The 24,626-nt window shown below is 67.4% G+C and carries 24 protein-coding genes and 1 tRNA gene; 6 read left to right on the top strand and 19 right to left on the bottom strand.

The genetic code is table 11. The features are described 5' to 3' along the window. Window positions 1–18: 18 nt before the first annotated feature. The 8 genes from HF989_RS00460 to HF989_RS00425 all read right to left on the bottom strand — a co-directional run bounded on the left by HF989_RS00460 (window position 19) and on the right by HF989_RS00425 (window position 8,569). A complete protein-coding gene (locus HF989_RS00460; protein ID WP_168683672.1) occupies window positions 19–1,188 on the bottom strand; it encodes an NRAMP family divalent metal transporter in 1,170 nt (389 codons plus the stop codon). Between the two features lie 180 nt (window positions 1,189–1,368). Then, window positions 1,369–1,692: a putative quinol monooxygenase gene (locus HF989_RS00455; protein ID WP_038610584.1), complete on the bottom strand. Its 324-nt coding sequence runs from the start codon at window positions 1,690–1,692 to the stop codon at window positions 1,369–1,371. Between the two features lie 20 nt (window positions 1,693–1,712). Continuing rightward, window positions 1,713–3,503 (bottom strand): ABC-F family ATP-binding cassette domain-containing protein, encoded by a 1,791-nt coding sequence (locus HF989_RS00450; protein ID WP_168683412.1) that lies wholly within the window; start codon window positions 3,501–3,503, stop codon window positions 1,713–1,715. A gap of 14 nt (window positions 3,504–3,517) precedes the next feature. Further along, window positions 3,518–4,618: a 3'-5' exonuclease gene (locus HF989_RS00445; RefSeq protein WP_168683411.1), complete on the bottom strand. Its 1,101-nt coding sequence runs from the start codon at window positions 4,616–4,618 to the stop codon at window positions 3,518–3,520. 42 nt (window positions 4,619–4,660) lie between these two features. Next, window positions 4,661–5,608: a 4-(cytidine 5'-diphospho)-2-C-methyl-D-erythritol kinase gene (locus HF989_RS00440; protein WP_168683410.1), complete on the bottom strand. Its 948-nt coding sequence runs from the start codon at window positions 5,606–5,608 to the stop codon at window positions 4,661–4,663. Next, a complete protein-coding gene (rsmA, locus tag HF989_RS00435; RefSeq protein ID WP_168683409.1) occupies window positions 5,598–6,452 on the bottom strand; it encodes a 16S rRNA (adenine(1518)-N(6)/adenine(1519)-N(6))-dimethyltransferase RsmA in 855 nt (284 codons plus the stop codon). The genes HF989_RS00440 and rsmA overlap by 11 nt, the downstream gene beginning before the upstream one ends. Continuing rightward, window positions 6,453–7,634, bottom strand: a complete 1,182-nt coding sequence (locus tag HF989_RS00430; RefSeq protein WP_168683408.1) for a resuscitation-promoting factor — start codon at window positions 7,632–7,634, stop codon at window positions 6,453–6,455. 98 nt (window positions 7,635–7,732) lie between these two features. Further along, window positions 7,733–8,569, bottom strand: a complete 837-nt coding sequence (locus HF989_RS00425; RefSeq protein WP_168683407.1) for a TatD family hydrolase — start codon at window positions 8,567–8,569, stop codon at window positions 7,733–7,735. A gap of 12 nt (window positions 8,570–8,581) precedes the next feature. Between HF989_RS00425 and HF989_RS00420 the strand changes: the two genes are divergently transcribed. Both HF989_RS00420 and HF989_RS00415 read left to right on the top strand, forming a co-directional pair. Beyond that, a complete protein-coding gene (locus tag HF989_RS00420; RefSeq protein ID WP_038610567.1) occupies window positions 8,582–8,974 on the top strand; it encodes a DUF3806 domain-containing protein in 393 nt (130 codons plus the stop codon). After that, window positions 8,971–9,870 (top strand): alpha/beta hydrolase fold domain-containing protein, encoded by a 900-nt coding sequence (locus HF989_RS00415; RefSeq protein ID WP_168683406.1) that lies wholly within the window; start codon window positions 8,971–8,973, stop codon window positions 9,868–9,870. The genes HF989_RS00420 and HF989_RS00415 overlap by 4 nt, the downstream gene beginning before the upstream one ends. A gap of 26 nt (window positions 9,871–9,896) precedes the next feature. Here HF989_RS00415 and metG read toward each other — a convergent pair whose 3' ends face one another. From metG to rsmI, 3 genes are all read right to left on the bottom strand, one after another. Then, window positions 9,897–11,741 carry a methionine--tRNA ligase gene (metG, locus tag HF989_RS00410; protein WP_168683405.1) on the bottom strand — a complete coding sequence of 615 codons (1,845 nt, stop codon included), beginning with the start codon at window positions 11,739–11,741 and terminating at the stop codon, window positions 9,897–9,899. A gap of 86 nt (window positions 11,742–11,827) precedes the next feature. After that, on the bottom strand, window positions 11,828–13,633 hold the full coding sequence (locus HF989_RS00405; RefSeq protein WP_168683404.1) for a BCCT family transporter: 1,806 nt from the start codon (window positions 13,631–13,633) through the stop codon (window positions 11,828–11,830). A gap of 119 nt (window positions 13,634–13,752) precedes the next feature. Next, window positions 13,753–14,613 carry a 16S rRNA (cytidine(1402)-2'-O)-methyltransferase gene (gene rsmI / locus HF989_RS00400; RefSeq protein ID WP_210728877.1) on the bottom strand — a complete coding sequence of 287 codons (861 nt, stop codon included), beginning with the start codon at window positions 14,611–14,613 and terminating at the stop codon, window positions 13,753–13,755. 40 nt (window positions 14,614–14,653) lie between these two features. Between rsmI and HF989_RS00395 the strand changes: the two genes are divergently transcribed. Continuing rightward, window positions 14,654–16,300, top strand: a complete 1,647-nt coding sequence (locus HF989_RS00395; protein ID WP_425482966.1) for a dolichyl-phosphate-mannose--protein mannosyltransferase — start codon at window positions 14,654–14,656, stop codon at window positions 16,298–16,300. A 73-nt stretch (window positions 16,301–16,373) separates the two neighbouring features. On the opposite strand, the gene HF989_RS00390 is transcribed toward HF989_RS00395, so the two are convergent. After that, window positions 16,374–17,009, bottom strand: coding sequence for a zf-HC2 domain-containing protein (locus HF989_RS00390; RefSeq protein ID WP_168683402.1), 636 nt, complete (start codon window positions 17,007–17,009; stop codon window positions 16,374–16,376). Next, the gene (locus tag HF989_RS00385; protein ID WP_168683401.1) at window positions 17,002–17,409 is read right to left on the bottom strand and encodes a DoxX family protein; all 408 of its coding nucleotides are present in this window, start codon (window positions 17,407–17,409) and stop codon (window positions 17,002–17,004) included. Before HF989_RS00385 ends, HF989_RS00390 begins: the two co-directional genes overlap by 8 nt. Window positions 17,410–17,461: 52 nt before the next feature. On the opposite strand from HF989_RS00385, the gene HF989_RS00380 reads away from it, so the two are divergent. Beyond that, the gene (locus HF989_RS00380) at window positions 17,462–18,073 is read left to right on the top strand and encodes a DNA-3-methyladenine glycosylase I (protein ID WP_168683400.1); all 612 of its coding nucleotides are present in this window, start codon (window positions 17,462–17,464) and stop codon (window positions 18,071–18,073) included. A 4-nt stretch (window positions 18,074–18,077) separates the two neighbouring features. On the opposite strand, the gene HF989_RS00375 is transcribed toward HF989_RS00380, so the two are convergent. The 6 genes from HF989_RS00375 to HF989_RS00350 form a co-directional block, all read right to left on the bottom strand. Next, on the bottom strand, window positions 18,078–18,698 hold the full coding sequence (locus HF989_RS00375; protein WP_343033496.1) for a cation efflux transmembrane domain-containing protein: 621 nt from the start codon (window positions 18,696–18,698) through the stop codon (window positions 18,078–18,080). Window positions 18,699–18,809: 111 nt separating this feature from the next. After that, a tRNA-Ala gene (locus HF989_RS00370) sits at window positions 18,810–18,882 on the bottom strand. Window positions 18,883–18,957: 75 nt separating this feature from the next. Further along, window positions 18,958–20,139 carry a divisome protein SepX/GlpR gene (gene sepX / locus HF989_RS00365; protein ID WP_168683398.1) on the bottom strand — a complete coding sequence of 394 codons (1,182 nt, stop codon included), beginning with the start codon at window positions 20,137–20,139 and terminating at the stop codon, window positions 18,958–18,960. 130 nt (window positions 20,140–20,269) lie between these two features. Next, entirely contained in the window at window positions 20,270–20,917 is a 648-nt protein-coding gene (locus HF989_RS00360; RefSeq protein ID WP_168683397.1) for a GNAT family N-acetyltransferase, read from the bottom strand. Window positions 20,918–20,927: 10 nt separating this feature from the next. Then, window positions 20,928–22,262 (bottom strand): molybdotransferase-like divisome protein Glp, encoded by a 1,335-nt coding sequence (gene glp / locus HF989_RS00355; protein WP_168683396.1) that lies wholly within the window; start codon window positions 22,260–22,262, stop codon window positions 20,928–20,930. 42 nt (window positions 22,263–22,304) lie between these two features. Continuing rightward, entirely contained in the window at window positions 22,305–23,285 is a 981-nt protein-coding gene (locus HF989_RS00350) for a UTP--glucose-1-phosphate uridylyltransferase (RefSeq protein ID WP_168683395.1), read from the bottom strand. Window positions 23,286–23,387: 102 nt separating this feature from the next. Here HF989_RS00350 and HF989_RS00345 point away from each other — a divergent pair, with 102 nt between their 5' ends. Together HF989_RS00345 and HF989_RS00340 are read left to right on the top strand one after the other, a co-directional pair. Continuing rightward, the gene (locus tag HF989_RS00345) at window positions 23,388–23,969 is read left to right on the top strand and encodes a 5-formyltetrahydrofolate cyclo-ligase (protein ID WP_246233724.1); all 582 of its coding nucleotides are present in this window, start codon (window positions 23,388–23,390) and stop codon (window positions 23,967–23,969) included. Window positions 23,970–24,003: 34 nt separating this feature from the next. Continuing rightward, entirely contained in the window at window positions 24,004–24,612 is a 609-nt protein-coding gene (locus tag HF989_RS00340; protein WP_168683394.1) for an SAF domain-containing protein, read from the top strand. Window positions 24,613–24,626: the final 14 nt, after the last annotated feature.

Genomic DNA, 24,626 nt, shown 5'->3' with positions numbered 1-24,626 from the left:
GCGGGCTGCACGGCAAACCTATGCCCACAGCTTCGGTAGCGTTGCGATAGAGCTCCAGCCCATCCACGCGCATCCGACAAGCGTGACGGCGCCGAGCACGAGCATCCACATCGGCGGCTTGTAGCCGTGCAACAGGTCGCGGCGGAAGAAGCCCACGAACAAGACGACGGCGAACCCGATCGGCAGGATCAGGCCGTTGAACGCGCCGGCGAAGATGAGCAGCTTTTGCGGAGCGGAACCCACGAACAGGTAAATCACCGTGGAGATCACGATAAAGCCGACGGTGAGCCAGCCGCGCTTTTTCGGGTCGAAGCCCTGCTTGGTCAGAAACGAGATCGAGGTGAACGACGCTCCGATCACCGAGGACAAGCCCGCCGCCCACAGCACCAGGCCGAACGCGCGGCGGCCGAAGTCGCCGGCGGCGTGGTAGAAGACGTCGGCGGCGGTGTTGTCCTTGGACAGGGCGACACCGGTCGTGACCACGCCGAGCACCGCGAGGAACAGCAGTACGCGCATGATCCCGGTGACGATGATGCCGGTGACCGCGGAGCGGGAGATGTAGTCCATGTTCTCCGGCCCGGTGTGGCCGGCGTCGATGAGACGGTGCACGCCGGCGAAGACGATGTAGCCGCCGATGGAGCCGCCGATGAGCGTGGTGATGACCTTGAAATCCACCGCTTCCGGCGCGACGGATTGACGCAGGGCATCCGCCACGGGCGGGTTCGACGAGATAGCCACGTACAGCATGAGCAGAATCATCAACGCGCCAAGGATGCCGACGATGACGTCGAGGGCCGCGCCCGCGCGCTTCCACAGGAACACCACGATCGCGATGAGCGCGGAGATAGCGCCGCCGACTTTCGGGTCGACCGCGCCGTCCGTCAACGCTTGCACACCGAGACCGGTGCCGGCGATGTTGCCGATGTTAAACACCAGCCCGCCGATACCCACGAGAACGGCCAGCACCCAGCCGAGGCCGGGCAGCACAGAGTTGGCCAGCTCGCTCGCGCGCAGACCGGACACGCCGAGGATGCGCCACACGTTGAGCTGGATGACGATGTCCACCAGAATCGACAGCAAGATCGCGAACGCGAACGCCGCCCCCATCTGGGCCGTAAACACGGACGTCTGGGTGAGGAAGCCGGGGCCGATGGCGGATGTCGCCATGAGGAAGATGGCGCCGACCATGGGGCCGATGCCCCGGGCCGCAGCCGGCGGTTTCGCGGTCGCGTCGGCTGCGGTTGCACCGCCGAGGGTGGGATCTGGAGCGGTCACTGGGACACCCCTTTCAAAGACGGGAAATGTGATGTGGGAGATACTAAGGCATCACTGCGTCCCAGCAGACAATTCGCCCCACCCGGGTTACCCCTAGGAGACCTTGAACTCCGCCATCTCGTCCCACTCCGTCTTGCCCTCGATGAGGGTGTTGATGATGGTGGGGGTCTCCTTGAGAATCGTGGGGAAGAACTCCTGCGCCGCCTTGAAGTGGTCGGAGTTGACGTGGGCCTCGGCGGCGTCGTCCTGGAAGGCCTCGATGAGCAGGTACTCGTCGGGGTTGTCCTCGTTGCGGTACCAGTCGAAGAAGATATTGCCCTCCTCGGCGCGGGAGGCGTCGGTGAAGTCCTTCACCAGCTCGCGGAAGTTCTCCACGTTCTCGGGCAGGGGCTTGAATCGCACGTTGATCAAAATCACGCGCCCCACCCTACGCCGGGTTAGCCTTCCAGCGTCTCCCCCAGCTCAAGCCACTCCAGCTCAAGCGCTTCGCGGGCGTCTTTCACAGCGGTGAGTTCCTTGGTCTTGGTGCCGATGGCGTCGAAGTCGCCGGTCTCGCTCAGCTCGGCAATGTCGGCTTCCAGCGCCGCGGCCCGCTCGTCTTCCTTGGCAATCTTTCGCTCCAGCGCGTTCATCTTCTTGCGCAGTTCGCGCTCCTCCTGGGAGCTCAACTGCTTCTCGACGACCTCCGGTTTCCCCTCGCCCAGATCCAGCGTCCCGGCGCTCCGGGCCTGCGCGGCGCGGGTATCCAGGTACTGCTGGATGCCGCCGGGGAGGTTGGTCAGTTCGCCGTCGCCGAACAGGGCATAGGTGGAATCGGCGATGCGCTCGATGAGGTAGCGGTCGTGCGAGATCACCACGAGGGTGCCCGGCCAGGAGTCCAGGAGGTTCTCCAGCTCCTGGAGGGTATCGATGTCTAAGTCGTTGGTCGGCTCGTCGAGAAGCAGCACGTTCGGCTCGGCCATGAGCACGCGTGTGAGCTGCAGGCGCCGCCGCTCGCCGCCGGAGAGGTCCCGCACCGGGGTGCGCTGCCGCTTGGGGGAAAATCCGAGCCGCTCCGCCAGCTGCGAGGCGGACAGCTCGCCTTTGCCGAACGAGATGTAGGTGGCCACGTCCTCGATGGCGTCGATGACGCGGCGCTCCGGGTCAAGATCGTCGAGCTCTTGGCGCAGCCAGCCAATGCGGGTGGTCTGCCCCTCGATCCGCTTGCCGGCTGCGAGCGGGTACTCCCCTGCCAGGGTGCGCAGCAGCGTGGTTTTGCCGGAGCCGTTCACGCCGACCAGGCCGATGCGCTCGCCCGGGGCGAGCCGCCAGGTGAGGCGGTCGACGAGCGTGCGCCCGTCGGGGGCGTCGATGCGCGCGTCCTCGAGCTCGATGACTACGCGTCCCTGCCGCTGCTTGGAAAACGCCATGAGTTCCACGGTGTCGCGCGGCGGCGGCACGTCTTTGATCAGCGCTTCCGCCGCTTCGATGCGGTAGCGCGGCTTGGAGGTGCGGGCGGGCGCGCCGCGGCGCAGCCAGGCCAGCTCCTTGCGGGCGAGGTTTTGGCGGCGTTGTTCGATCGCGTCGGCCTGGCGAGCCCGCTCGGCGCGCGCGAAGGTCCAGTCGTTGTAGCCGCCTTCGTAGACGTCCACCGTCCCGTCGTGAACCTCCCAGGTCAGCGTGGCCACGGTGTCTAAGAACCAGCGGTCGTGCGTGACCACCACGACGGCGACCTTGCGCGACAGCAGGTGGTCCGCGAGCCACTGCACGCCCTCCACGTCGAGGTGGTTCGTCGGCTCGTCCAGCACCACGAGGTCGAGGTCCTGGACAAGCGCCGCGGCGAGGTTGACGCGCCGGCGCTCACCGCCGGACAACTGCCCCACTGGGGTGTCAAGGCCCAGCTCAGCCACGCCGGTGCCCTGCAGCACCTCGCGCACCTTGGCGTTGGATGCCCATTCGAAGGTCTGTAGGCCCAGCGGCTCGACGACGGCTTGGCCCACCGTCAGGGCGTCGTCAAGCGAAAAGCGCTGCGTGACCACCGCCATGCGCAGGTCAGAGGTGTGCGAGACGCGGCCGCTGTCCGGCGGCTCGATGCCGGTAAGCACCTCGAGCAGCGTGGTCTTGCCACCGCCGTTGACGCCGACGATGCCGATGCGCTCGCCCGTCTGCACACCGAGCGAGACGCCGTCCAGCAGCGTTTTCAGCCCCCAAGTCTTCGAGACGTTTTCCAGGTTGATCAGGTTAGCCATATTGGGTGTGTAGTTTACGCGGGGAGCAACGCGTGCAGTCCTCGGCTGCGCTGCAGCTGTGCGACGATGTGCGCGCACGCCAACGCGTCCGAGTCCGCCCGGTGATGCTCCAACGCAAACCCCGGCGCGCAATACTCCGCGACGGTGGGCAGGCGGTGGTCTGCCAGGTGCGGCAGCAGGCGCCTCGCCATGCGGCAGGTGCAGTAAAACCGCTCCGGGTACGTGCCGGTGAAGTAGTAACGGTCCAGCCCCCGCCACACCGACGCGTCGAAGGTGGCGTTGTGCGCGTAGACAGGCGCGCCGCCGACGAAACGCACGATCTCGTCGGCGATGTCGAACCAGGAGGGTGCGTCCTCGATGTCGCCGCGATAAATGCCGTGGATGTGGCTGAATTCGAACCGGATGTACTCCTCGGGCGGGCGCAGGTACGTGCACAGCTGGTCCACCACTTCCCCGCCGGCGACCTTCACCAGCGCCACCTGACACGCCGAGGCGCCGGAGAGTCGGTTGGCGGTTTCGAAGTCGACCGCGACGAACTCGTCTTGGAGCAGCTCGCTTCTCGACGGTATCCACTTCGCCGCCGCCACCTTCTTCGGCGCCCGTGATTTTCCGGTCAGCTCCGCGCGCGGTGTGGTGGGCAGCGCCTTTTCTTCGGCCACCTTGGCCTGCCACGCGGCCTTGTGCGGTGCAGGGTCGCGCCCCTCGCGGCGGGCGTTGCGCTCTTGCGCCTTGGCCAGCCGCTTTTCCAGGTTCACCCGGGCGTCCGCGTGGCGGGCTCGCGGCGCGGACGCGATCCAGCCGCGGATGACGTCGGCACACGCGGCGTACTGGCCCAGCGCGCTGTGGAGCGCCGCCACCTCGGCGACGTAGAGATCCAACGCCCACGCCGGGTCCTGGCGCGAGGCGTCCTGCATGGCCACCATGAGGGTTTCCGCCAACGCGAGCGCGGCCCTCGGCTGGCCGTCGCGCTTGAGCTGGCTCACCCGGGGTAGGTGCTCCCAGATCGGCCGCCCTTTCACGGTGGGCGGGCCGGCAGCGGCGAAATCGCCCAGGCGAGTCTCCACGCTGGAGGTGTTGCCGTCGAGGTAGTTGCGTGTGGCGTCGATAAGCGGCATGCCCGGCACGCTACAGCGCGCGTCGACGCATGGGCCGCGGAATTAGCTCACATGTTCGACGACAGCCCCGCGGTCCGGCCCTTCGGCGACGAACACCTCGTAGCCGTCGAACTGCTCCGCCAACTGGCCGGCGGCGGCGTGGGCGGCGTCGGCGTTGTCGCACAGCACGGCCACGGTGGGACCGGAGCCGGAGACCAGCGCGCGGCGGCCCGCCTGCCCTGCTGCCTCTAAGACGCGTTTGAGCACCGGGCGCATGGTCACGGCGGCCGGCTCGAGGTCGTTGTGCAGCGCGGCCGCCACCCGTGAGGTGTCGCCGGACGTGAGTGCCTGGGAGAGCGCCGTCGGGTTGAGGTGCGGGACAAGGGCGGGGTCGCCGTGCCGGAGGTCGTCGAGAAGCGAGAACGCCCTGCCAGTGGGGATGCCGATCTTGGGGTTCACAAACACCCAGTGCAGGCGGCCGCGGGACAGCATCTCCACCAGCTCGTCGCCGCGGCCGGTACCGAGCGCGGTGCCGCCCATGAGCGAAAACGGCACGTCGGCGCCGAGCTGCGCGGCGAGGTCGCGGAGCGCCTCGGTGGGCAGCGGGTCGCCGTACTCTGCCACCAGCGCGTTCGTGGCGACGAGCGCGGCTGCCGCATCCGCGGAACCGCCAGCCATCCCTCCCGCGACGAAGACGTGCTTGTCCACCTCGATGTGCACGCGGGGCACGGCCACACCGGCGCGCGCGACCACCGCCTCAACGGCCCGCCACGCGAGGTTGCCCGGCCCGTCGATGTCCTCGTCCGGCTGGTCCACGAAAAACGTGGTGCGCATGGAGGCCACTACCGGCCCGTCTACGGGATCGCCGTCGATGCGCAGCCGCACCACCTCACGCCGGTCCACGGCGTGGAAGACGCTGACTAGGTCGTGGTAGCCGTCAGCGCGGGCCTCCCCCACGCCGAGGTGCAGGTTCACCTTGCCCGGGGCGGACGCGGCAATCTCACGCGGCATGGCGCGCCTCTCCAAGTCGGACGAAGTCGTCCACGGTGAGCTTCTCGCCGCGCAGCCCCGGGTCGATGCCGGCCTCGCGCAGGGCCGCCTCGGCGGTCGCAGCGGAGCCGTATACGCCCGACAACGTCGAGCGCAGCGTTTTGCGGCGCTGCGCGAAGGCGGCGTCGACCAACGGAAAGACGGTCTCGCGCAGGTCGCGGGGTGCATCGGGTGCGACGTCGATGCGCACGAGCCCCGACTCGATGTTCGGCGCCGGCCAAAACACGTGTTTGCCAATCGTGCCCGCTCGCGAGACGTCGCCATAGAACGCGGCCTTGACGCTGGGCACCCCGTAGATCTTCGACCCGGGCTGCGCGGCGAGGCGGTCCGCAACTTCCTTCTGCACCATCACCAGCACCCTGCGTATCGACGGCAGCTCCGCCAACAAATGCAGCAGCACCGGCACCGAGACGTTGTAGGGCAGGTTGGCCACCAGCGCGGTTGGCGCTTCCACAAAGTCGTCGCGGGTGACCTGCAACGCGTCGGTGTTGATGACGGTGAGGCGCCCAGCGAATTCCGGCGCGAACTCGCTGACAGTGGCGGGTAGGCGTTCGGCCAAACGTGGGTCGATCTCCAGCGCGGTCACGCTCGCCACGGTGTCCACCAGCCCCAGGGTGAGGGAACCGAGCCCGGGGCCCACCTCGACGACGTGGTCGTCCGGAGAGACGTCCGCAGCGGCGACGATGCGGCGCACGGTGTTGGGGTCGTGCAGAAAGTTCTGCCCCAGCTTCTTCGTCGGCGTGACGTCCAGCTCTGCCGCAAGCTCGCGGATTTCCGCGGGACCGAGGAGCCTTGACCGGCCCATCTAGCGGATACCCAGGCGGGCGGTGCAGGCCGGCCACGCGCCCCAGCCCTGTGCGGCCTGGACACGCTCGGCGACGGCGATCTGCTGCTCGCGGGTGGCCTGGTCCGCAGTGGCGGCGTACTCGGTGCCGCCGTAGCCCGCCCAAGTGGACGGCGAGAACTGCAGGCCGCCCTGGTAGCCGTTGCCCGTGTTGATGGCCCAGTTGCCACCGGACTCGCACTGCGCGATGGAGTCCCACACGCTGCCGCCCGCAACCGCCGGCGCGGCCGCGGTTGAGGTTGCAGGGCGGGCAGTCGTCGTCGCCGGGGCGCTTGTTGCGGGTGCGGGCTTCTTGGTGCCGCGCGCGATGACGGCCGGCTTCGCCTTCTTCACCACCTTTTCCTCGGTGATTTTTGCCGACTCCACCACGCCGTTGACGGTGACCGTGCGGTGGATGATCTTGGATTCGCCCTGCTCGCCCTTTTCCCGGAGCTTCTCGGTGCCCTCCTCGAGGGTCGCGTCCTCGACATACTCGGCGGGGGCCTCCACCGCGACCGTCTCCGGGCGGTCAACGGTGCTCACCCGGTCCAGCACGATCTCCATGCCGGCCACGACGGGCTCAGACAGGGCGACGTTGAGTCGGTCGTCCGAGTCAAACGTCGTGCCGCGGGCCGACAGCAGCTCGCCCACCGTCTTCGCGGCGGCGGAGATGTAGGTCAGCTCACCGCCGTCACGCAGCGCGACGATTTTCGGGGTGGTCACGTCGAGGTTCATGCCTTCGGTGACCGGCTGGTCGCGGTCGGCGTCCACAGCGGCCGCACCCGCCACGCCCGCCTGGTCGATCAGCTCGCCGACCGTGCTGGCGGTGGAGGTGATCTGCTGCGCCACGCCGTCGATGACCACGGCGACCGGCTTCGCGGTGCGCACGGTGACCGTGTCGCCACTGTCGAGCTTCTCGCCCGGCGCCGGGTACACCAAGTCTGCCGGCGCGACCTCTACATCCGCGGCCTGCAGCGCGCCTGCGACGTCCGACGCGTAGGTGCGCACATTGGTCTGCTCACCGTTGACATCGACAGTGATCTGCTTCTGGGTCGCGAGCGCGGTGCCCGCACCGCCCACAAGCACGGCGCCGGCGACACTGCCGGCGACGGCGCGTTTGGTGGCGGTCTTTTTCGGGGTGATCCGTTTCGTCTGGCGGGTCATGTGCTTCCTCACAGGTGGGCTCGACTGCAACTCCTCAGCAGATAACCCGGGTAACAATACGGTAACGCCCGCTGCGTTTCAAGCGTTTCCCGCCCAGCTCACACCCCGTAGACGCGGGAGAACGTCTCGGCCACCTCACGCGCAACATCTGCCACGTCCATTCCGCGAGCTTCGGCGACCACCTTGGCGGTGTGCCCGATCAATGCCGGCTCGTTCTTCGCCCCGCGGAACGGCTCCGGCGTCATGAACGGCGCATCGGTTTCTACCAGCAGCTGCCCCACCGGCGCGAGCGCCGCTGCAGCGCGCAGCTCCTCATTACGCTTGAACGTGACATTGCCGGCGAAGCTGAGCACGTAGCCGCGCTCGATCGCCTCCCGCGCCACGTCCAGGGGCGAAGAAAAGCAGTGCAGGATCACGTGCTTCGGGCGCGGAGCGTCGTCGAGAATGCGCATGACCTCGGCGTCGCCCTCGCGGTTGTGGATCATCAGCGCCTTGCCCGATTCCACCGCCAGGTCGATGTGCCAGCGAAACGCTTCCTCCTGCACCTCAAGTGGCGCGGTGGTGTCCGCGTCGTGCGTGAGCCAGTACGTGTCGATGCCGGTCTCCCCCACCGCCACGCAGCGCGTATCCGCTGCCATGCGGGTGAGTTCCGCGCGAGCGTCGCTGCCCAGCTCATGGGCCCGCGTCGGATGGATCGCGCACGCGGCAAAGACACGGTCATGCAGGTGCGCGGCCTCAAGCGCAAGCTTGGCTTCCTCCAACCCGTCACCGACGGTGCAAATGCGCTCCACGCCGGCGACCACAGCTCTGCCCACAACGGCATCGATCTCTTCCTGCGTGCGCGCACCGCAGGAGGCGAGGTGCGTATGCGCATCGACGAGGCCCGGGATCGGCTCGGCGGGCACTGGCGTGGGACGCGGTTTCTTTTTGCTCATACGATGCACCCTATGGCATTTGCAGACATAGACTCAGCGACCCAAAGCCAGATCGACGCGGACCTTGCGGAAGCAGCGGGCCGCGGCATCAACGGCTCCCCGGCCGATATCGTCGGCTCGTTCGAGGCCGATCTCACCGATTACCTTGCGCTTCCCCCAGACGTGCGGCGCTCGTACCCGCGCGGGGAGACGGCCCGCATCTACGGCACCGCACTGGGCCAGGCGCTCGTGCGCGAGGGCTTTTCGTGGAAGCTGCTGAGCGACGCCTACGGCACCGACCTCGTAGTGGTGAAGAACCCCGGCGAAGCGGACGAGAAGTACACCGCGCCGCTGGTGGTGGTGGACCAACGCTTCGAGGACGAGGAACCCGGCAAACTCACCGAGTTTTTGGGACAGTTCCTGTGACCGAGTCGATCATGCCGCTCGTCCGGCCAGAATTTCGCAGGCGCGCGCGGCTCATCCCCCACCCGCATGTGGAATACGGCGCGACCCGCTGGCTCGCCTCCCACGGGCAGGCGCTGTTTCCCCACCCCCATCGCGAAGGCGTAGAGCTGCTCCGGTCGGGCCGCACCCTCATTTACAAACCTCGCAACCCCAAGGGCGCGCTGCTGTGGCTCCACGGCGGCGGCCACATCATCGGGCACCCGAGCCAAGACGGCCCGTTGTGCGCGAACACCGCCGCGGAGGTTGGCGTCACCGTGATTGCCCCGCGCTATCCGCTTTCCCCTGCCCACCCGTTCCCCGCCGGCCTCAACGCGGCGCTTCACACGTGGGCGTGGATGCACGAGCACGCCGACGAATTCGGCGAACCGTTCGCCATCGGCGGCGAAAGCGCGGGCGGCGGACTGGCCGCCGCGGCGTGCCAACGGCTGTACGACGAGCACGGCCCCCAACCCCGGGCCCAGTGGTTGTTTTGCCCGATGCTTGACGACCGCCCCACCGCGGACCGCAGACGCGACGTCCCGCGTGACAGGCCGGTGGCCAACAACGAGCAGACGCGTTTCGCGTGGACTTCCTACCTGGGCCAAGCGCCAGGAAAGGAACACGTGCCCGAGTACGCGGTGCCCGCCCGCCGGGTCGATCTGTCAGGGCTGCCGCCCGCCTGGCTGTCAACCGGCGACATCGAGCTGTTCTACGAGGAGATCTGCAGCTACGCCCGCCGCCTGCGCGAGGCCGGGGTGCCCGCGCAGCTGGAAATCGTCGAGGGCGCCCCGCACGCGATTGAGCTGTGGGCGTTCGACCTCGACGTGGTCAAGCAGATGCTCGCCTCGGCGCGCGCCTGGCTGGGCGACCAGCTCTAGCTACTGCACTGGGTTACTGGACTGAGCTACTGCACCGGGGCCCATTCCGGGCCGGTCTCGCCCAGCTCGGGGTCCAGCTTGGCAATCAGGGGCTGTGGCTTGGACAGCTCGGTGCCCGGCGTGACCTCGACGCGCTTCCACACCGCCTGCTGCTGGGTGTAGTCCCCAGTGATGGTCAGGTAGGTCTGGCCCTTCTCCGGCAGGCCGACGCCGACGAGGTTGTAGTCGGCGTCGTCCACGACCTCTTCCACCCGCGGCTCCGCCGCCCACACGCCGGTGCGGCCGAGGGTCTCGTGGACCTTCTGCGCGGTGTGCGGCAAAAACGGGGTGAGCATGGCGTTGCAATCCGAGACCACCTGCAACGCGGTCCACAACACGGTGGCCAGGCGCTCGCGCTGGGTGTCGTCCTTAGCAAGCTTCCACGGCTCCTGCTCCGCGATGTAGGCGTTCGCCTCGCCCACGACGTGCATGATCTTGGTGATCGCCGACTTGAAGTGAGCCTTGCCCAGCGCTTCCCCGGCGGTCGTGAACGTCTCGGCCGCGAGCTTCAGGATGCGCTCGTCGGACTCCTCGAGCGTGCCCGGCACCGGCACCTGTCCGAAGTTCTTGTGCGCCATGGACACCGTGCGGTTGACCAGGTTGCCCCAGCCGTTCGCCAGCTCGTTGTTCACGCGGCGGACAAATTCGTCCCAGGTGAAGTCCGTGTCGTTGTTCTCCGGGCCGGCCACGGCGATGAAGTAGCGCAGCGGGTCGGGGCCGAATTCTTCGAGGAAGTCCTTGACGTAGATCACCACGCCCTTGGAGGAGGAGAATTTGGAGCCGGACATGGTGAGGAACTCGGAGGAGACGACCTCCGTAGGCAGGTTCAGCTCGCCGAGCTCGTGCACCTCGCCGCCCTTGGACCCCTTGCCTGCGTACCCCAGCAGTTCCGCGGGCCAGATTTGGGAGTGGAAGGTGATGTTGTCCTTGCCCATGAAGTAGTAGCCCTCGGTGGCAGGGTCCTGCCAGAACTCCTTCCACGCCTCCGGGTCGCCGGTGCGGTGCGCCCATTCGATGGAGGCGGACAGGTAGCCGATCACGGCGTCGAACCAGACGTAGAGCTTCTTCGACGGGTTGTCCTGCCAGTCCTCCACCGGGATGGGAATGCCCCAGTCGATGTCGCGGGTCATGGCGCGCGGGCGCATGTCCTCGAGGAGGTTGAGGGAGAACTTCAGCACGTTCGGTCGCCAGTCTGCGCGGGTGGTCAACCACTGCTCCAACGCATCGTGCAGCGCGGGCAGGTCGAGCATGAAGTGCTCGGTCTCAATAAACTTCGGCGTCTCACCATTGATCTTGGACACCGGGTTGATCAAGTCCGCCGGATCCAGCTGGTTGCCGCAGGTGTCGCACTGGTCGCCTCGGGCGTCCGTCGCGCCGCAGATCGGGCAGGTGCCTTCGATGTAGCGGTCCGGCAGGGTGCGCCCAGTCGACGGGGAGATCGCGCCCTGCGTGGTCTCGCGGACCATGTACCCGTTGTCGTTCAGGCCACGGAACAACTCCTGCACCACCGCGTAGTGGTTGCGGGTGGTGGTGCGCGTGAACAGGTCGTAGGACAGACCCAGACCCGCCAGGTCCTGCACGATCTGCCGGTTGTAGCGATCCGCCAGCTCCTTGACGGTCACGCCCTCCTTGTCCGCCTGGACCAGCAGCGGGGTGCCGTGCTCGTCGGTGCCGGAGACCATGAGGACGTTCTTGCCGGACATTCGCTGGTAGCGGGCGAAGACGTCGGAGGGGACGCCGAAGCCTGCCACGTGGCCGATGTGGCGCGGACCGTTGGCGTACGGCCAAGCAACGCACACAAGAACGTTCTGATTGGTCTCGGGAGAAGTCATGGCTCTCAGCATAAGTTATGGCCCCGCTTGCGCTCTGCAATGCTCAAGCGGGGCCGTGCCGTCAGGGCGTCGAGAAGCTAGGCCTACTACTTCCTGCGCGTCTGCAGCATGCCCTTGACTTGCGCGCGGCGGGCGTCAAGCTGCGCTTGGTCGCGGTGCATGCGGCGCTCGATGGCGAGTTGGCGGGCAAAGCGCTCCTGCTCCTTCTTGTCCAGGTAGATCGTGTCGTTGGACATGTCCTTGACAATCGCGAACATCAGCGCGATCAGGATGAACAGGAACGGGGTTGCGGCCACGATGGTCACGGACTGCAGCGAGTTCAGCGCATCCGAGCCGCCGGAGATCAAAAGCGTCAGCCCGACGAATGCAGTGGCCAGGCCCCACATTGCCGCGAGCCACGGCTTCGCCTCGGTCTTGCCGGACTGGGTCATGGACGCCATCACCGTGGACGCGGAGTCCGCCGATGTGATGAAGAAGGTGCCCAGCAGGATCAGAGCGAACACGCCCATGATGTAGCCGCCCGGTAGGGAGTGCAGCAGGTTGAACAGCTGCTCCTCGTTGGAGCCGCCGCCGACGATGGACTCGCCAGCCTGCTCCATCTTGATGGCGGTGCCGCCGAAGATGGCGAACCACACGGTCGACAGGCCGGCCGGAACCAGCATGACGCCGAGGCAGAACTCGCGCACAGTGCGGCCGCGGGAGATACGCGCCAGGAAGGTGCCCACGAACGGGGACCAGGAGATCCACCATGCCCAGTAGAAGATGGTCCAGCCGGAGAGGAACTCGCCGGCTTGGCCATCAGAACTCTCAGCGGTGCGGGCGGCCATCTCGAAGAAATTCTGCAGGTAGCTGCCCACGGCGGTCGGCAACATGTTCAGCTGCGCCACGGTCGGGCCGAAGACGAACACGAAGATCGCGAGGATGGCCGCGATGACCATGTTCGCGTTGGACAGCCACTGGATGCCCTTGGACACGCCCGACATCGCGGATAGCAGGAATGCAAGGGTCAGGACAGTGACGATGCCGATGGTCAGCTTGGTGGACGGGTTGTCCACGAAGCCGGAGGCCTCCAGTCCGGAACTGATCTGCAGCGCGCCAAGGCCCAGGGAGCAGGCGGTGCCGAAGATGGTGGCGAACACGGCGAAGCCGTCGATGAGCTTGCCCAGCCACCCGTTGGCGGCCTTCTCGCCGATCAGCGGAATGAACGCGCTGGACAACAGCTGTTTCCGACCAAGCCGGAACGTCGAGTAGGCGATGGCCAGACCGAGGATGGCGTAGACGGCCCACGGGTGCAGCGTCCAGTGGAACATGGTCTGCGCCATGGCGGTGCCAACCTCGTGCTCGTTGTGTCCCGGCACGCCGTCGAGGTACATCGCCAGCGGCTCGGATGCGCCGTAGAACATCAGGCCGATGCCCATGCCTGCGGCGAACATCATGGCGATCCAAGAGGTTGTCTTGAACTCGGGGCGTTCGTCGGCAGTGCCGAGGCGGATGGTGCCGAAGTTCGACGCGGCGATAACGATGACGAAGGCGACGAAGATGGTGCCGCCGAGGACAAACGCCCAGCCGAGGTTGTCGATGACCCAGCCGAACGCGGTGTCCGCAAAGTTGGAGAAGTTGTCGGGGGCACCCAGGCCCCAGCCGACAATCGCCGCGACAATCACCGCGAGAGGGATAACGATGCCCCAGTTGATCGGGGCGTCTTCGGCGTCGGCTTCGCTCTCTACGCTTTCCTCGGGGTCGGTGTAATTGGGCTGCGCGCCATCGCGGTCCGCCCGCAGCAGCGCGGCAAGCTGGCCGACTGCAGATGCATCGTTCGTTTGGATGGGATCCGTACTCCGCGGCTCCGCACCGGGATCGTGAGGATCCCTGTGAAGATCACGCTGAGACATAACATTCTCCTCGCAAATATTCAGGTGTTTTCTAGGGCGCAAGCAGGCTAGCGCAGAACACGCCTTCGCGCTAGCCCGCGCACGCTGCCACAAGCGGGAAGAAGCCGCCCCGGTTGCCCTTATCCGCGCGCGTCGAGTGCCGCGTCGTAGAGGTCCCCCACCTTCACGCCGTGTTCTTTCGCCACCCGTTTCGCGGCATCCTTCATGCGCTCGCCGCCGTCGACGAGCTCAAGCACTAGGCCCACTAAATCCTCCGGCTCGGCGTGCTGCTGCGCGCCGCCCTCGATCACCAACGTGATCTCCCCGCGCACTCCGCCTTCGGCCCATGCGGCCAGCTCCCCAAGTGTGCCGCGCTTGACCTCCTCGTACGTCTTTGTCAGCTCGCGGCATACCGCGCCGCGGCGGTCCGGGCCCAGCACGTCGGCGGCGTCGGCAAGCAACTGCTCGATGCGGTGCGGCGACTCGAAGCAGCAGACCGCGCGGCGCTCGTGCACCAGGGTCTCCAACCAGGCCCGGCGCGCCCCCGTCTTCCGCGGTGCGAAGCCGTCAAAGATGAAGTGGCCGACATTCAGGCCCGACAGCGCGAGCGCCGTGGTCACCGCCGACGGCCCCGGGATACACGTGACGGGGATGGACGCGTCGTGGGCGGCGGCGACGATGGAATGGCCCGGGTCGGATACGAGCGGCATCCCGGCATCGGTGACTACCAGGACCGTGCCGGCGCGCGCGGCGTCGAGAAGCTCGCGTGCCCTGGAGTCTTCGTTGTGGTCGAAGTTGGACACCACGCGCCCGGAGATCTCCACGCCGAGTGCTGCGGCGAGCGCGCGGGTGCGGCGCGTGTCTTCCGCCGCAATCACGTCCGCGGCGGCGAGCGCCTGCGCCAGCCTGGGCGACGCATCCGCCGCGTTGCCCAGCGGGGTTGCCGCGAGCACAACGCCGGTGGGAAGGATCTGCGTCTGGTCTTCGTGCTCGGCGAACATACCCCGGGAGCATACGCGCAAGGCGCTAGTATTTTGCGTCGTGACCACTATCGCGAGCACCCCGAACCCGTCCGGACCACCCGCCGGCCCTGACGCGGCGTCGCCCGAGTCGACGCGGACCGTGCGGCCTGCCCGCCCGGCACCGCAAGCGCCGGTCACTGTGCCATGGACCCGCCGCGACACGGTCGCCACGTCTGTCATCGGCGTGCTCGCACTGCTCACCCGCTTCATCGGCCTGTTCCAGCCGACGAGCTCCGGGACCCCCGTCTTCGACGAGAAACACTACGTGCCGCAGGCGTGGGACATGGTGCGCAGCTGGTTCAACCCCGTCCTCGGCGGCATCGAGTCCAACCCTGGGTTCGGTCTGGTCGTGCACCCGCCGCTGGGCAAGCAACTCCTGGCGGTAGGCGAAAGCCTCTTCGGCTACACCCCGTACGGCTGGCGCATCATGACGGGCCTGTTCGGTACCGCCGTGATCGTCTTCGTCTTTCTCCTGGCCCGTCGCGTGAGCCAGTCCACGAACATCGCCCTGGTTGCTGGGATTATCGCCCTGTTCGACGGTGTCCTGCTGGTCTCAGCCAAATTCGGCATGCTCGACATCTTCCAGGTGCTGTTCGTGGTCATGGCCGCGTGGACGTTGGCTGGCGACATGCGCGAGGTGCACCACCGCTGGCACGACGCGTGGCTCACCGGCGCACTCGACGGCACCGGGCCCTTTGGGCCGCGCGTGGGCTTCCGGTGGTGGCGCTTCGCCACCGGCGTGCTCCTTGGCCTCAGCTTGTCGGTGAAGTGGTCGGGGCTGTACTACATCATGTTCTTCGGCCTGCTGTCGTCCTTCTGGGACCTGTTCCTGCGGCGCCGCTACGGCGTGGAGAAACCGATCGCGGGCACCTTGCTTAGGGACGTCCCTTCGGCCCTCGCCTCCATCGTCCTCGTCCCCGCCCTGCTGTACCTGTGGTCGTGGCGGGCGTGGTTCGCGTCGGAGACGTCCGTGTACCGGCACTCGCTTTCCGACGGCACTATCGCCGACTCCGACTGGCCCTGGCTGGCCAACCTGCCCGAACCTATTGCCGGCTGGTTCTACTACCACTTTTCCGTGCTGGACTTCCACGCCTCCTTGACGTCATCGTCGGGCCACTCGCACCCGTGGGATTCGAAGCCGTGGGCCTGGCTGGTCGCCGCCCGGCCGATCCTCTACTACTCCGCAACCGACCTGGACTGCTTCGTCGCGCCCGGCGACGGCACGTGCCGCGAGATGATCTACCTGTTTGGCACCCCCGCCATCTGGTGGCTCACCGTACCCGTCCTGTTGTGGGCGTGCTGGGTCTGGCTGACCCGCAAAGACTTTAGGGTCATCGTGCCGGTGATCGCCTTCGCGGCCGGGTTTTTTCCTTGGCTGGCGGCCTTTGACCGCCAGATGTACTTCTTCTACGCCACCGCGCTGGTGCCCTTCACAGCGGTGCTGCTCGCGCTCGCGGTGGGCAACGTGTCGAAGCTAGGTGGGCCCGTGAAGTGGCCGTGGCTGCGCAAGGTGGCGGGTTTCGAGATGCGGCGGGGCCAACTCGCCGCCGTTATCTACATCGCCCTCGTGGTGGCAAGCTTCATCTACTGGTCCCCCATCTTCTACGGCTTCCGTATTCCGGACGCGTGGTACCACTCCATCATGTGGCTGCCAAGCTGGAAGTAGCTGCCTGAGGGTCAGCTCGCCGGCTGTGACAGATCCCGGCGGAATCTGTCACGCGCGCACGCCCTCCGGACCGTTAGTACGGGCGGGCGCCGAGCAGCTGCCACGCGCGGCGCACGGCGCCACCCCTGTCGGCCACCCAGGTCCACACGAGTGCCACCAAGCTCAGCAGCGGAATGACCACCCCGGCCACCGCAAACTGGCCCATCCCCAGCACTGCGTCGCGCACCGCGAAGCCCACGGTGAACGTGAACATCGTGCCCACGATCAGCAGCACGCCGGGGATCTGCTGCGGCCGCCACGCGGTGAAGCCCAGGGCCAGCGCCACGCCGAAGCGCACCGAGGCGGTGGAGGCCACAACCGGTTCTTCACCGCCGGAGAGGATCAAGCGCACAGCCCAAAGCACCCAGACCACGGCCATCAACCCGAGCAGCAGACGGCCAACCGCGATGCCGAGCTCCCGGCGGCGGGCAAAGCTACGCCACTCGTCGTCAACGCCCGCGAGGATGACCGCAGACAGGTCCTGCGGCGGCGCCATCGTCCCTTCTCCCCCACCGCCCAGTTCGCGCGAAAGCGCCAGCGAGCGGTCCAGGAACGCCCGGCATTGTGCGCACCCGGAAAGGTGTGCGTCCACAACAGCATCGTCCAGGCCAGAGGGCTCACCGTCGATGCGGGCTGAAAGGGCCGCCTGGACATCCTCGTGACTAATCACGGGTAAGCACCCCGTCCAGGCTGGCGCGGCCGGTGCCGAAGACGGTGATGATAAACAGTGCGGCGGCGAGCACGAGCGGGTACTCAATCCCACCGTTTTCGATAAAAAACCCGTTGCCTAGGTGCACAAAGTAGCCAGCCGCCAGGACGAGGAGCACTAGCAGCGACGCGGTGATGGTGGTGAGAAGCCCCACCGCCAAAAACGCTCCCCCGATGAGCTCGACGGTGCCGGTGAGGTACGCAGACAGCTGCGGCTGCGGCACGCCGAGGTCGGCGAATTGGCGTCCGGTTTCGGCCATCCCGACGTCAAACCAGTGGTTGAAGCCGTGGGCCACGAACACCGCGCCCAGCACGAGCCGGAGCACGAGCAGCGCAAAGTCTCGGACGGCGGGCCTATTCATGCCGATTAGCGTACCCGTGGAACCGCACAGGGTAGAACTGAGTCCAATACCTATGACTGAACCAGACACCACACCAGAATCCGGCTGGCCCGTCGTCGGCGATGACGGCCTCGCCCGTCCGCCCTGGGCCGCCCACGATCCCCTGCTGCGCGAGTATTACGACACCGAGTGGGGCATGCCCGTCACCGACGAACACGGCATGTTCGAGCGCGTCTGCCTCGAAGGGTTCCAGGTGGGCCTGTCCTGGCGGCTCATCTTGCAAAAGCGCGATGCGCTACGCGAGGCGTTTCACGGTTTCGAGCCGGAGGCCGTCGCGAGTATGAGCATCGAGCATTTGCTTGACGACGCTTCCTTGATCCGCAACCGGCGCAAACTGGAAGCGGCGGTGAGAAACGCCCAGGCGACGCTTGCGCTGCGGGACGAGGGCACGCACCTCGGCGAGTTTGTGTGGTCCTACCAGCCCTCGCAGACGCCCTGCCCGCGCACAATGGAAGAGGTGCCCACCCGCTGCCCGGAATCCGAGCAGCTGGCGAAAGACCTGAAAAAGCGCGGGTTCACCTTTGTGGGGCCGGTGACCATGTATGCGCTGATGGAATCCACCGGGATTGTGGACACCAACCTCGTCGGTACGTGGCGCCGCGGGGCGTCCGGGGTGTGGGCGTAAGCGGCTAGTCCTCGTCCATGTCGGCGAATGCTTCTTCGACGGAGTCGTGCTCCTCGCGGGAGGCCTCCCACACTTCCTTGGCGGCGGAGAGGTTGATCACCGCGATGATCGCGCCGACGACGATGTCGAACCACGCGGTCTCCCACACGAACGTGAGCAGTCCCGCGGCGATAATCAGCAGGTTGGCCAGGGCGTCGTTGCGTGCTGCGAGCCACGCGCCCGTGGCCAGCGACGAGCCTTCGTCGCGCAGCTGCATGAGCAAGACGGCGCAGATCACGTTCACCACAAGCGCGCCGAGAGCGATGCCTGTCAGGCCTTGCGGCGACGGCGCCACGGGGTTCATGATCTTGGCCACCACGGTGACAATTGCGGCAATGGCCGGGATGAGGATTAGCGCCGCCAGAACGCTTCCCGCAGTGCGGCGCCGAGCCGCCGGCCACGCGACGGCGAAGAACACCAAGAGGTTGATGGCGGTGTCCTCGAGAAAGTCCGCGGAATCCGCGAACAAGGACGCCGACCCGATGGCCAGCGCGCCGAAGAATTCGACGAAGAAGTAGGCCAAGTTCAGCAGCGCCACAATCAACACTGCTCGACGGATCTTTTGCGCCCCCAACGAATTAGCCACCGGGCTGCTCCTTTGCTGCTTTTCCGAATGCTGACAACGGGAAGGCAGCTTAACCCATCCATACAACGACGCGAGGCCCGGACTGTAAAATCCGGGCCCCGCGTGGACCAGTGGAGCTAAGGGGAATCGAACCCCTGACCTTCGCATTGCGAACGCGACGCTCTACCAACTGAGCTATAGCCCCTCGGCTGTTTCAGTACGTTACTCCTCACCCGCCCACGAGCTAAATCGCCAGGGTGAGCGGGCTTTTCGAGTCTCGTTAGCTGGCGCGGGCGCCGTAGCTGCGGAAGTTGCCGTACCCGTCATCGGTGTCGTTGGGCGTCGGGGCGAAGCGGGCGGACGGCAGGGTGTCAAAATCGGGGCTTTCGTCGTCGAGATCCAGCACGACGGACCCGGCGCGCTGGTGCCTGTCGCGCGGGTGCGCTTCGGCAGTGGCTACTCCCATGCGTGCGCGGCGCAGTTGGCGCAGCCGGCGCTCCTTCAACGCGCGTTCCTTCAGCACGACCTTGCGCAGCGCGATCATGAACCACGCCGTGAGGCCGACGGCCACCGCGGGCAGGACCCACGTCCAGCTGCCCGCCACGAACGCGATGACGAAGGTGATCACGCAGGCGATGGTGAGCCCGAGCAAGGTGCGCTGGCGGCGCTGGAAACGGGTGGCTGCGGTGTTGCGCTCGCGTTCCGGGTCGTAGCCACCCCGGCCGCGTCGCGAGGCAGCGAAGGCGATGTCTTCCTCGGAGACGTCGCCGGAGTCGACCTGTTCGGCGGCATCGGCCACGGCTTCCCGCTCAACCGGGGCGTTGTCGTCGGCGTTAGCCTCTTCCTGCTCCGGCTCAGCGGTCTGGGCATCTGCGTAGCCGTAATCTTCGGGTGCGGTGTACGACTCGTCCAGCTCGTAACGGTCGGCGTCCGCTTCGGCGCTCTCGGCCTGCTCGCCCTCAGCGCCGTCCGGCTGGGCGCCCCCCTGTGCATCCTCCGCGGCAAGGACCTTGACGGATGTGGAGCCGCCGGCGGTCGCGGGGGCCTGCTCAGCCTCATCGTTGTCAGCCTCCACGTTGTCAGCCGCTGCGTCTTCAGCCGCTGCTTCGCGTTCGTCGTCCGCGTCGTGCTCGACCACTTCGCCTTCCACGTGCGCTGGCTGGGCAGCTTCGTCGCCGGCGGGGCGGCGGAAGATGGAGCGCAGGGCGGGAGCGTCGTCGATGAGCACGTCCTCCTCCGCGTCGGTGGCCTCCACCACCTCGTAGTCGTCCTCCTCGCTGTGCCGGTGGATGTCGGCCGCGGTGAGCTTGGGGCGGCGACGCTCCGCCATCGGCGCAGTGCCGCCCTCGTGCAGCACCCGCGTCTCCTCGTAGCCTTCGCCGGAGCGGCGGATCGGCTTGTTGTTGCCGATCATCAACGGAGCAAGGACGATGATCCAGACGACGAGGATCAAAATGATCATTAAGCTCGGGCTGCCCATCGGCACTGCCACCTTTCCGCATACGTTGCACCCTAAGTCAGGTGTCCACGGTATCGGGCGGCGCCCGCGGCCCAGGGGTGGCGCGCCGTGACGGGCGGGGCTTTTTCGCCGGTTAGCCCGCGCGGCCGGCTTGGCGCAGCCGCTGCACCGCGCTGGAGGAAAAGTCGTCGGCGTTCAGCGCGACGAGGTGGTGGTCGCGCCATTGCCCGTCGATGTGCAGGTTGCGGTGCAGATAGCCTTCCTCGCGGAAGCCGTTGTGCTCGAGCACCTTGCCCGACGCCGGGTTGTCGGGCAGGTAGGTGGCGGTCAGGCGGTGCAACCCGACGCGTGCGAAAGCGTGGTCCACGCCGAGCGCGCACGCGAGTGTGGCCACCCCGCGGCCCATGAACGGCGAGTGCACCCAGTAGCCGATCCAGCATTCCGAGACGATCCCGTGCTGGATATTGCCAAGGGTGACCTGCCCCGCGAAGGCGCCGTCGACCTCGATGACCAGCGGCACCGCAGTACCCTGATTGGCCAGCCGCTTCAGGTTCAGCCAGGTGTTGCGCCACGCGGCCCGCGAGTGCGCGTCCTCCCAGGTGCCGTCCACCGTGGGTTCGACCGGCTGCAGCCATTGCTTATCGACGATCCGCGTCCCCGACCACTCCACCCCGTCGCGTGATGTCAGAGGCCGGAGGCGGACGGAACCGCCGTCGAGAAGCGTGGCGTAGGGCGTGGACTCAGGCCAACCTGGGGTGGGTTGGCGGAACAACTCGAACACGGGCGGGGGCCTAGCTGCGCTGGTGGAGAAACTCCACGTCCACGATGTCGCCGGGGCGAACGTGGATGGCGTCCTCCGGGAGGTGGACCATGGCGTTGGCCTCCGCGAACCCGGCCAAGAGGTGGGTGGGCCCGGCCTCGAGGGCGGACAGGGGCTCGACCAGGTACTCTCCGCTGTCCGCGTCGCGCATGAGGCGCGCGCGGATGAAGCCGCGGCGGCCGGGGATGGAATCCAGCTCGCGCAGGGAGCGGGCTTTCACCGTGCGGCGGGCCACCGCCGTCTTGCCCAGGGAGCGACGGATGGCCGGGCGGATAAACGTCTCCGCGATGACGAGCGCGCTCACCGGGTTCGACGGCAGCAGGAACGTCGGCGTCCGCTCGTCGCCCAGCAGCCCGAATCCCTGGACCGAACCCGGGTGCATGGCCACGCGGGTGGTATCCACCTCGCCCAGCTCCCGCAGGATCTCCTGCATGGGCGCCGCCCCTGAGCCACCGACGGCGCCGGTGACGACCACGAACTCGCTTTTAGCGATGTGGCCGGCAACGGTTTCGCGCATACGACGCGGCTCTGCGTTGACGATGCCCGCGCGGTGCACGTCGGCGCCTGCCTCTCTGGCCGCAGCCGCGACAACGTAGGAGGCGATGTCGAAGACCTGACCCAGCCCAGGCGTGCGGTCCAAGTCCACCAGCTCGAGCCCGTAGCTCATCACCGTCACGCGCGGGCGCGGATAGACCAGCAGCTTGTCGCGCCCCGCGGCAGCTGCAAGCCCGATCTGCGCAGGCCCCAGCACCGAGCCTTGGCGCACGGCGATGTCGCCGGGCTGGATGTCGTCGCCGGGTTTGCGCACGAAGTCACCGGTGCGCACCGGGCGCTGCGGGGTAACGCGCTTGCGACCGCGGTCGGTCCACTCAAGCGGAAGCACCGCGTCGGCCAGCGTGGGCAGCGGCGCCCCGGTGGCCACGCGAACCGCCTGACGGGGCTGCAGGCGCAGCGGTTTCTGGGAGCCCGCGGGCACCTCTCCCACGACGGGCAGGGCACGCTCACGCGCCACAGGCGGATCGGCGGGGGCCTCGGAGTCGGCACCTTCTGTGACCGCTTCGCCTTCTGCGCCTTCTTTGGCGGCATCGCGGCGCTCCGGGCGGCGCAAACCGGCCGAGCCGCCCACGTCCACAGCACGGACCGCGAAGCCGTCCACCGCCGCCTGCGGGAAACCCGGCACCTGAGTCGTCGAGGTGACTTCCTCCGCGCACATCAGACCCAGGGCATCCGTCAGCGCGACCCGGATCGGCTCGGGCGCGACAGCCGCGTCGACGACAGCCGCGAGCTGGTCCTCTACGCTGCGCATTGCCTGTGCCCCTTTCTTTCGGTGTTACGCGTTGGTTTCTGCCTAGTTCTGGGCTGGGTTGGAACCCTTGTCCACAACCTCCGGGTGCTCCGCCTCGAAGTCGGCAACGATCTTCTTCACCGCGGTGTAGAGCGCCGGGCCGTACTTTTCGTCCCGCAGCCCGAAGTCCACGTTTGCGGGGATGTACCCGCCCGGGTTGCCCAGGTCGTGTCGCTTGCCCTCGTGCACCACCACGTGCACCGGGTGGCCCTCAGAAATCATCAGCTCAATCGCGTCCGTGAGCTGCAATTCGCCGCCCTTACCCGGCTCGATGCGGCGCAACGCGTCGAAAATGCCGCGGTCCAGCAGGTACCGGCCGGTTGCCACCAGCGTCGACGGGGCGTCTTCCACGGCGGGCTTTTCCACCATGCCGCGCACCCGCTTCACCTCAACGCCCTCAATGTCAGCGTCCGCGTCCTCCACGTCGAACACGCCGTAGTTGTACACCTCGTCGCGGGTGACGTTGAACGCGCAGAGCACCGACCCACCAAGCGCCTCGCGCACGGCGACCATCTTCTCCATCACGCCCGCCGGCAGCACCAAATCATCCGGCAGCATGACTGCGACGACATCCTCGTCGTCGTCAAGCGCTTCCTCAGCGCACCCGACAGCGTGGCCCAGCCCCAGCGGCTTGTCCTGCGTGACTGCCACCGCGTCGATCAGCCCGTTGGCCCGAGCCACCTTCTCCGCCTGCGTGTCTTTGCCGCGGGCAACCATCAACTCCTGCAGCTCGGAGAACTCGCCGAAGTGCCGCATGATTTCTTCTTTATTCGGCGCGATCACCACGGCAAGGCGTTGCGCCCCCAAGGCTGCAGCCTCCTCAGCGATGAGTTCGATGCCCGGTGTGTCCACCACCGGCAGAAGCTCTTTGGGCACCGTCTTCGTCGCCGGCAAGAATCGCGTCCCCATACCAGCCGCAGGCACCACCACGGTCTTCACCAAGGCGTTCGAAGCCTGCGCGGGGAGGTCAGTAGAATTCGCCATAAACGGAAACCTTACAGCCCCCGCCCGCGCCATCTGGGCTGCGACGCAAACAAGCCTGCTGGCCCAGGCGACCCAACCACGACGAGGAGCGCACGAAGCACATTGGATGCCACCACACACCGCCGCAAGGCAGCGATGCGCACCGCCCACCTCGCCGAGCGGCGGGCCCTGCGCGCCAACCCAGACAGGAAGCGCGCGCTCGACCAGGGCATCGCGGATGCCACGCTTGCCTGCATCGACGCCTTCGGCGCGCGCGGGACCAACATCGCCTCGTACAACCCGCTACCGAGCGAGCCCGGCCCCGCCGATCTTCCCGCCCGGCTCGCAGGCGCGGCCCGCGCCGTGTTCTTACCCATCTCGCTGCCGGACGGCGTGCTGGCCTGGGCGCAGGCGGGCAGCGACAACTCCCCGGGCGCATTGGGTATTGCGGAGCCACGCGGCCCGCGGTTTACCTCGGCGTTGCTGCGGTCCTGCGGGCTGGTGGTGGCCCCGGCGTTAGCCGTCGATAGACAGGGCATGCGTCTGGGCAAAGGCGCCGGATACTACGATCGCGCCCTGACGGGGTTGGACGCGCCGGTGGCGGCGGTGGTCTACGACTGGGAAGTGGTGGACGCGGTGCCCCACGACGCATTCGACCAAGCGGTGGACGCGGTGATCACCCCGCAAGGATTCTTCCGCATCTAGGGAACCGCGGGGCGCAAATCCGCGTCCTATGCCCATGCAGATTTCCGCGCGCATGGAGCAGCTGCGCACCCCCGGATACCACCGCTCGGTGCTCATTCGCAGGGCCGCGGCCGTGATCCTTGTTGTCGCCGCGGTCGCGCAGGTGCTTGTCGACGCCTCACGGTCCGACCCGCCCACACTCACCTTCGCCCGCGATATCGCCCCGGGCACGGTGCTGACAGCAGAGGACGTGGAGATGCGGCGCCTCCCGGCCGAAGCGGTACCCGACACCGCGCTGGGCGAGGTGGCGCTGGCAGAGGGACAGATGCTCGCAGCCGCTGCCGCCCGTGGTGAGGTGGTGACCTCCGCGCGCCTGGTTGGGCCCGACCTCGCGGCGCTGCTCACGGCGGACGAGCCTGACGGGGAGACGTTTTCTATGGTGCCGGTGCCCGTGGCGGAGCCGGACATCGTGCCCATGCTGCATCACGGTGCGCGCGTCGACGTGGTTGGGCAGGGTCCGCGGGTGGTTGCGTCAGGTGGAAGGGTGGTCACAACCGGGGAGGGCGACGCGGTGCTGGTGCTATTGAAACAAGACCAAGCGGCCGCGGTTGCGGCGGCCTCACTGTCGGAGCCGCTGACGCTCGTATTGAGCAACCGTCCATGAACGGATACTGTTTC

Source organism: Corynebacterium mucifaciens, from assembly GCF_012396315.1.
Lineage (GTDB): Bacteria > Actinomycetota > Actinomycetes > Mycobacteriales > Mycobacteriaceae > Corynebacterium > Corynebacterium mucifaciens.
This window is presented reverse-complemented; position numbering and strand designations above follow the sequence as displayed.

What these genes read in the sequence shown, in the direction of transcription:
- HF989_RS00440 (WP_168683410.1), bottom strand. Translation starts at nt 5,608, where the DNA reads ATGCCGCGTGAGATTGCCGCGTCCGCCCCGGGCAAGGTGAACCTGCAC.
- HF989_RS00425 (WP_168683407.1), bottom strand. Translation starts at nt 8,569, where the DNA reads ATGAGCAAAAAGAAACCGCGTCCCACGCCAGTGCCCGCCGAGCCGATC.
- sepX (WP_168683398.1), bottom strand. Translation starts at nt 20,139, where the DNA reads ATGATCATTTTGATCCTCGTCGTCTGGATCATCGTCCTTGCTCCGTTG.
- HF989_RS00430 (WP_168683408.1), bottom strand. Translation starts at nt 7,634, where the DNA reads ATGACCCGCCAGACGAAACGGATCACCCCGAAAAAGACCGCCACCAAA.
- glp (WP_168683396.1), bottom strand. Translation starts at nt 22,262, where the DNA reads ATGCGCAGCGTAGAGGACCAGCTCGCGGCTGTCGTCGACGCGGCTGTC.
- HF989_RS00405 (WP_168683404.1), bottom strand. Translation starts at nt 13,633, where the DNA reads ATGTCTCAGCGTGATCTTCACAGGGATCCTCACGATCCCGGTGCGGAG.
- HF989_RS00460 (WP_168683672.1), bottom strand. Translation starts at nt 1,188, where the DNA reads ATGGTCGGCGCCATCTTCCTCATGGCGACATCCGCCATCGGCCCCGGC.
- HF989_RS00445 (WP_168683411.1), bottom strand. Translation starts at nt 4,618, where the DNA reads ATGCCGCTTATCGACGCCACACGCAACTACCTCGACGGCAACACCTCC.
- HF989_RS00450 (WP_168683412.1), bottom strand. Translation starts at nt 3,503, where the DNA reads ATGGCTAACCTGATCAACCTGGAAAACGTCTCGAAGACTTGGGGGCTG.
- rsmA (WP_168683409.1), bottom strand. Translation starts at nt 6,452, where the DNA reads ATGGGCCGGTCAAGGCTCCTCGGTCCCGCGGAAATCCGCGAGCTTGCG.
- HF989_RS00385 (WP_168683401.1), bottom strand. Translation starts at nt 17,409, where the DNA reads ATGAATAGGCCCGCCGTCCGAGACTTTGCGCTGCTCGTGCTCCGGCTC.
- metG (WP_168683405.1), bottom strand. Translation starts at nt 11,741, where the DNA reads ATGACTTCTCCCGAGACCAATCAGAACGTTCTTGTGTGCGTTGCTTGG.
- HF989_RS00420 (WP_038610567.1), top strand. Translation starts at nt 8,582, where the DNA reads ATGGCATTTGCAGACATAGACTCAGCGACCCAAAGCCAGATCGACGCG.
- HF989_RS00380 (WP_168683400.1), top strand. Translation starts at nt 17,462, where the DNA reads ATGACTGAACCAGACACCACACCAGAATCCGGCTGGCCCGTCGTCGGC.
- HF989_RS00340 (WP_168683394.1), top strand. Translation starts at nt 24,004, where the DNA reads ATGCAGATTTCCGCGCGCATGGAGCAGCTGCGCACCCCCGGATACCAC.
- HF989_RS00350 (WP_168683395.1), bottom strand. Translation starts at nt 23,285, where the DNA reads ATGGCGAATTCTACTGACCTCCCCGCGCAGGCTTCGAACGCCTTGGTG.
- rsmI (WP_210728877.1), bottom strand. Translation starts at nt 14,613, where the DNA reads ATGTTCGCCGAGCACGAAGACCAGACGCAGATCCTTCCCACCGGCGTT.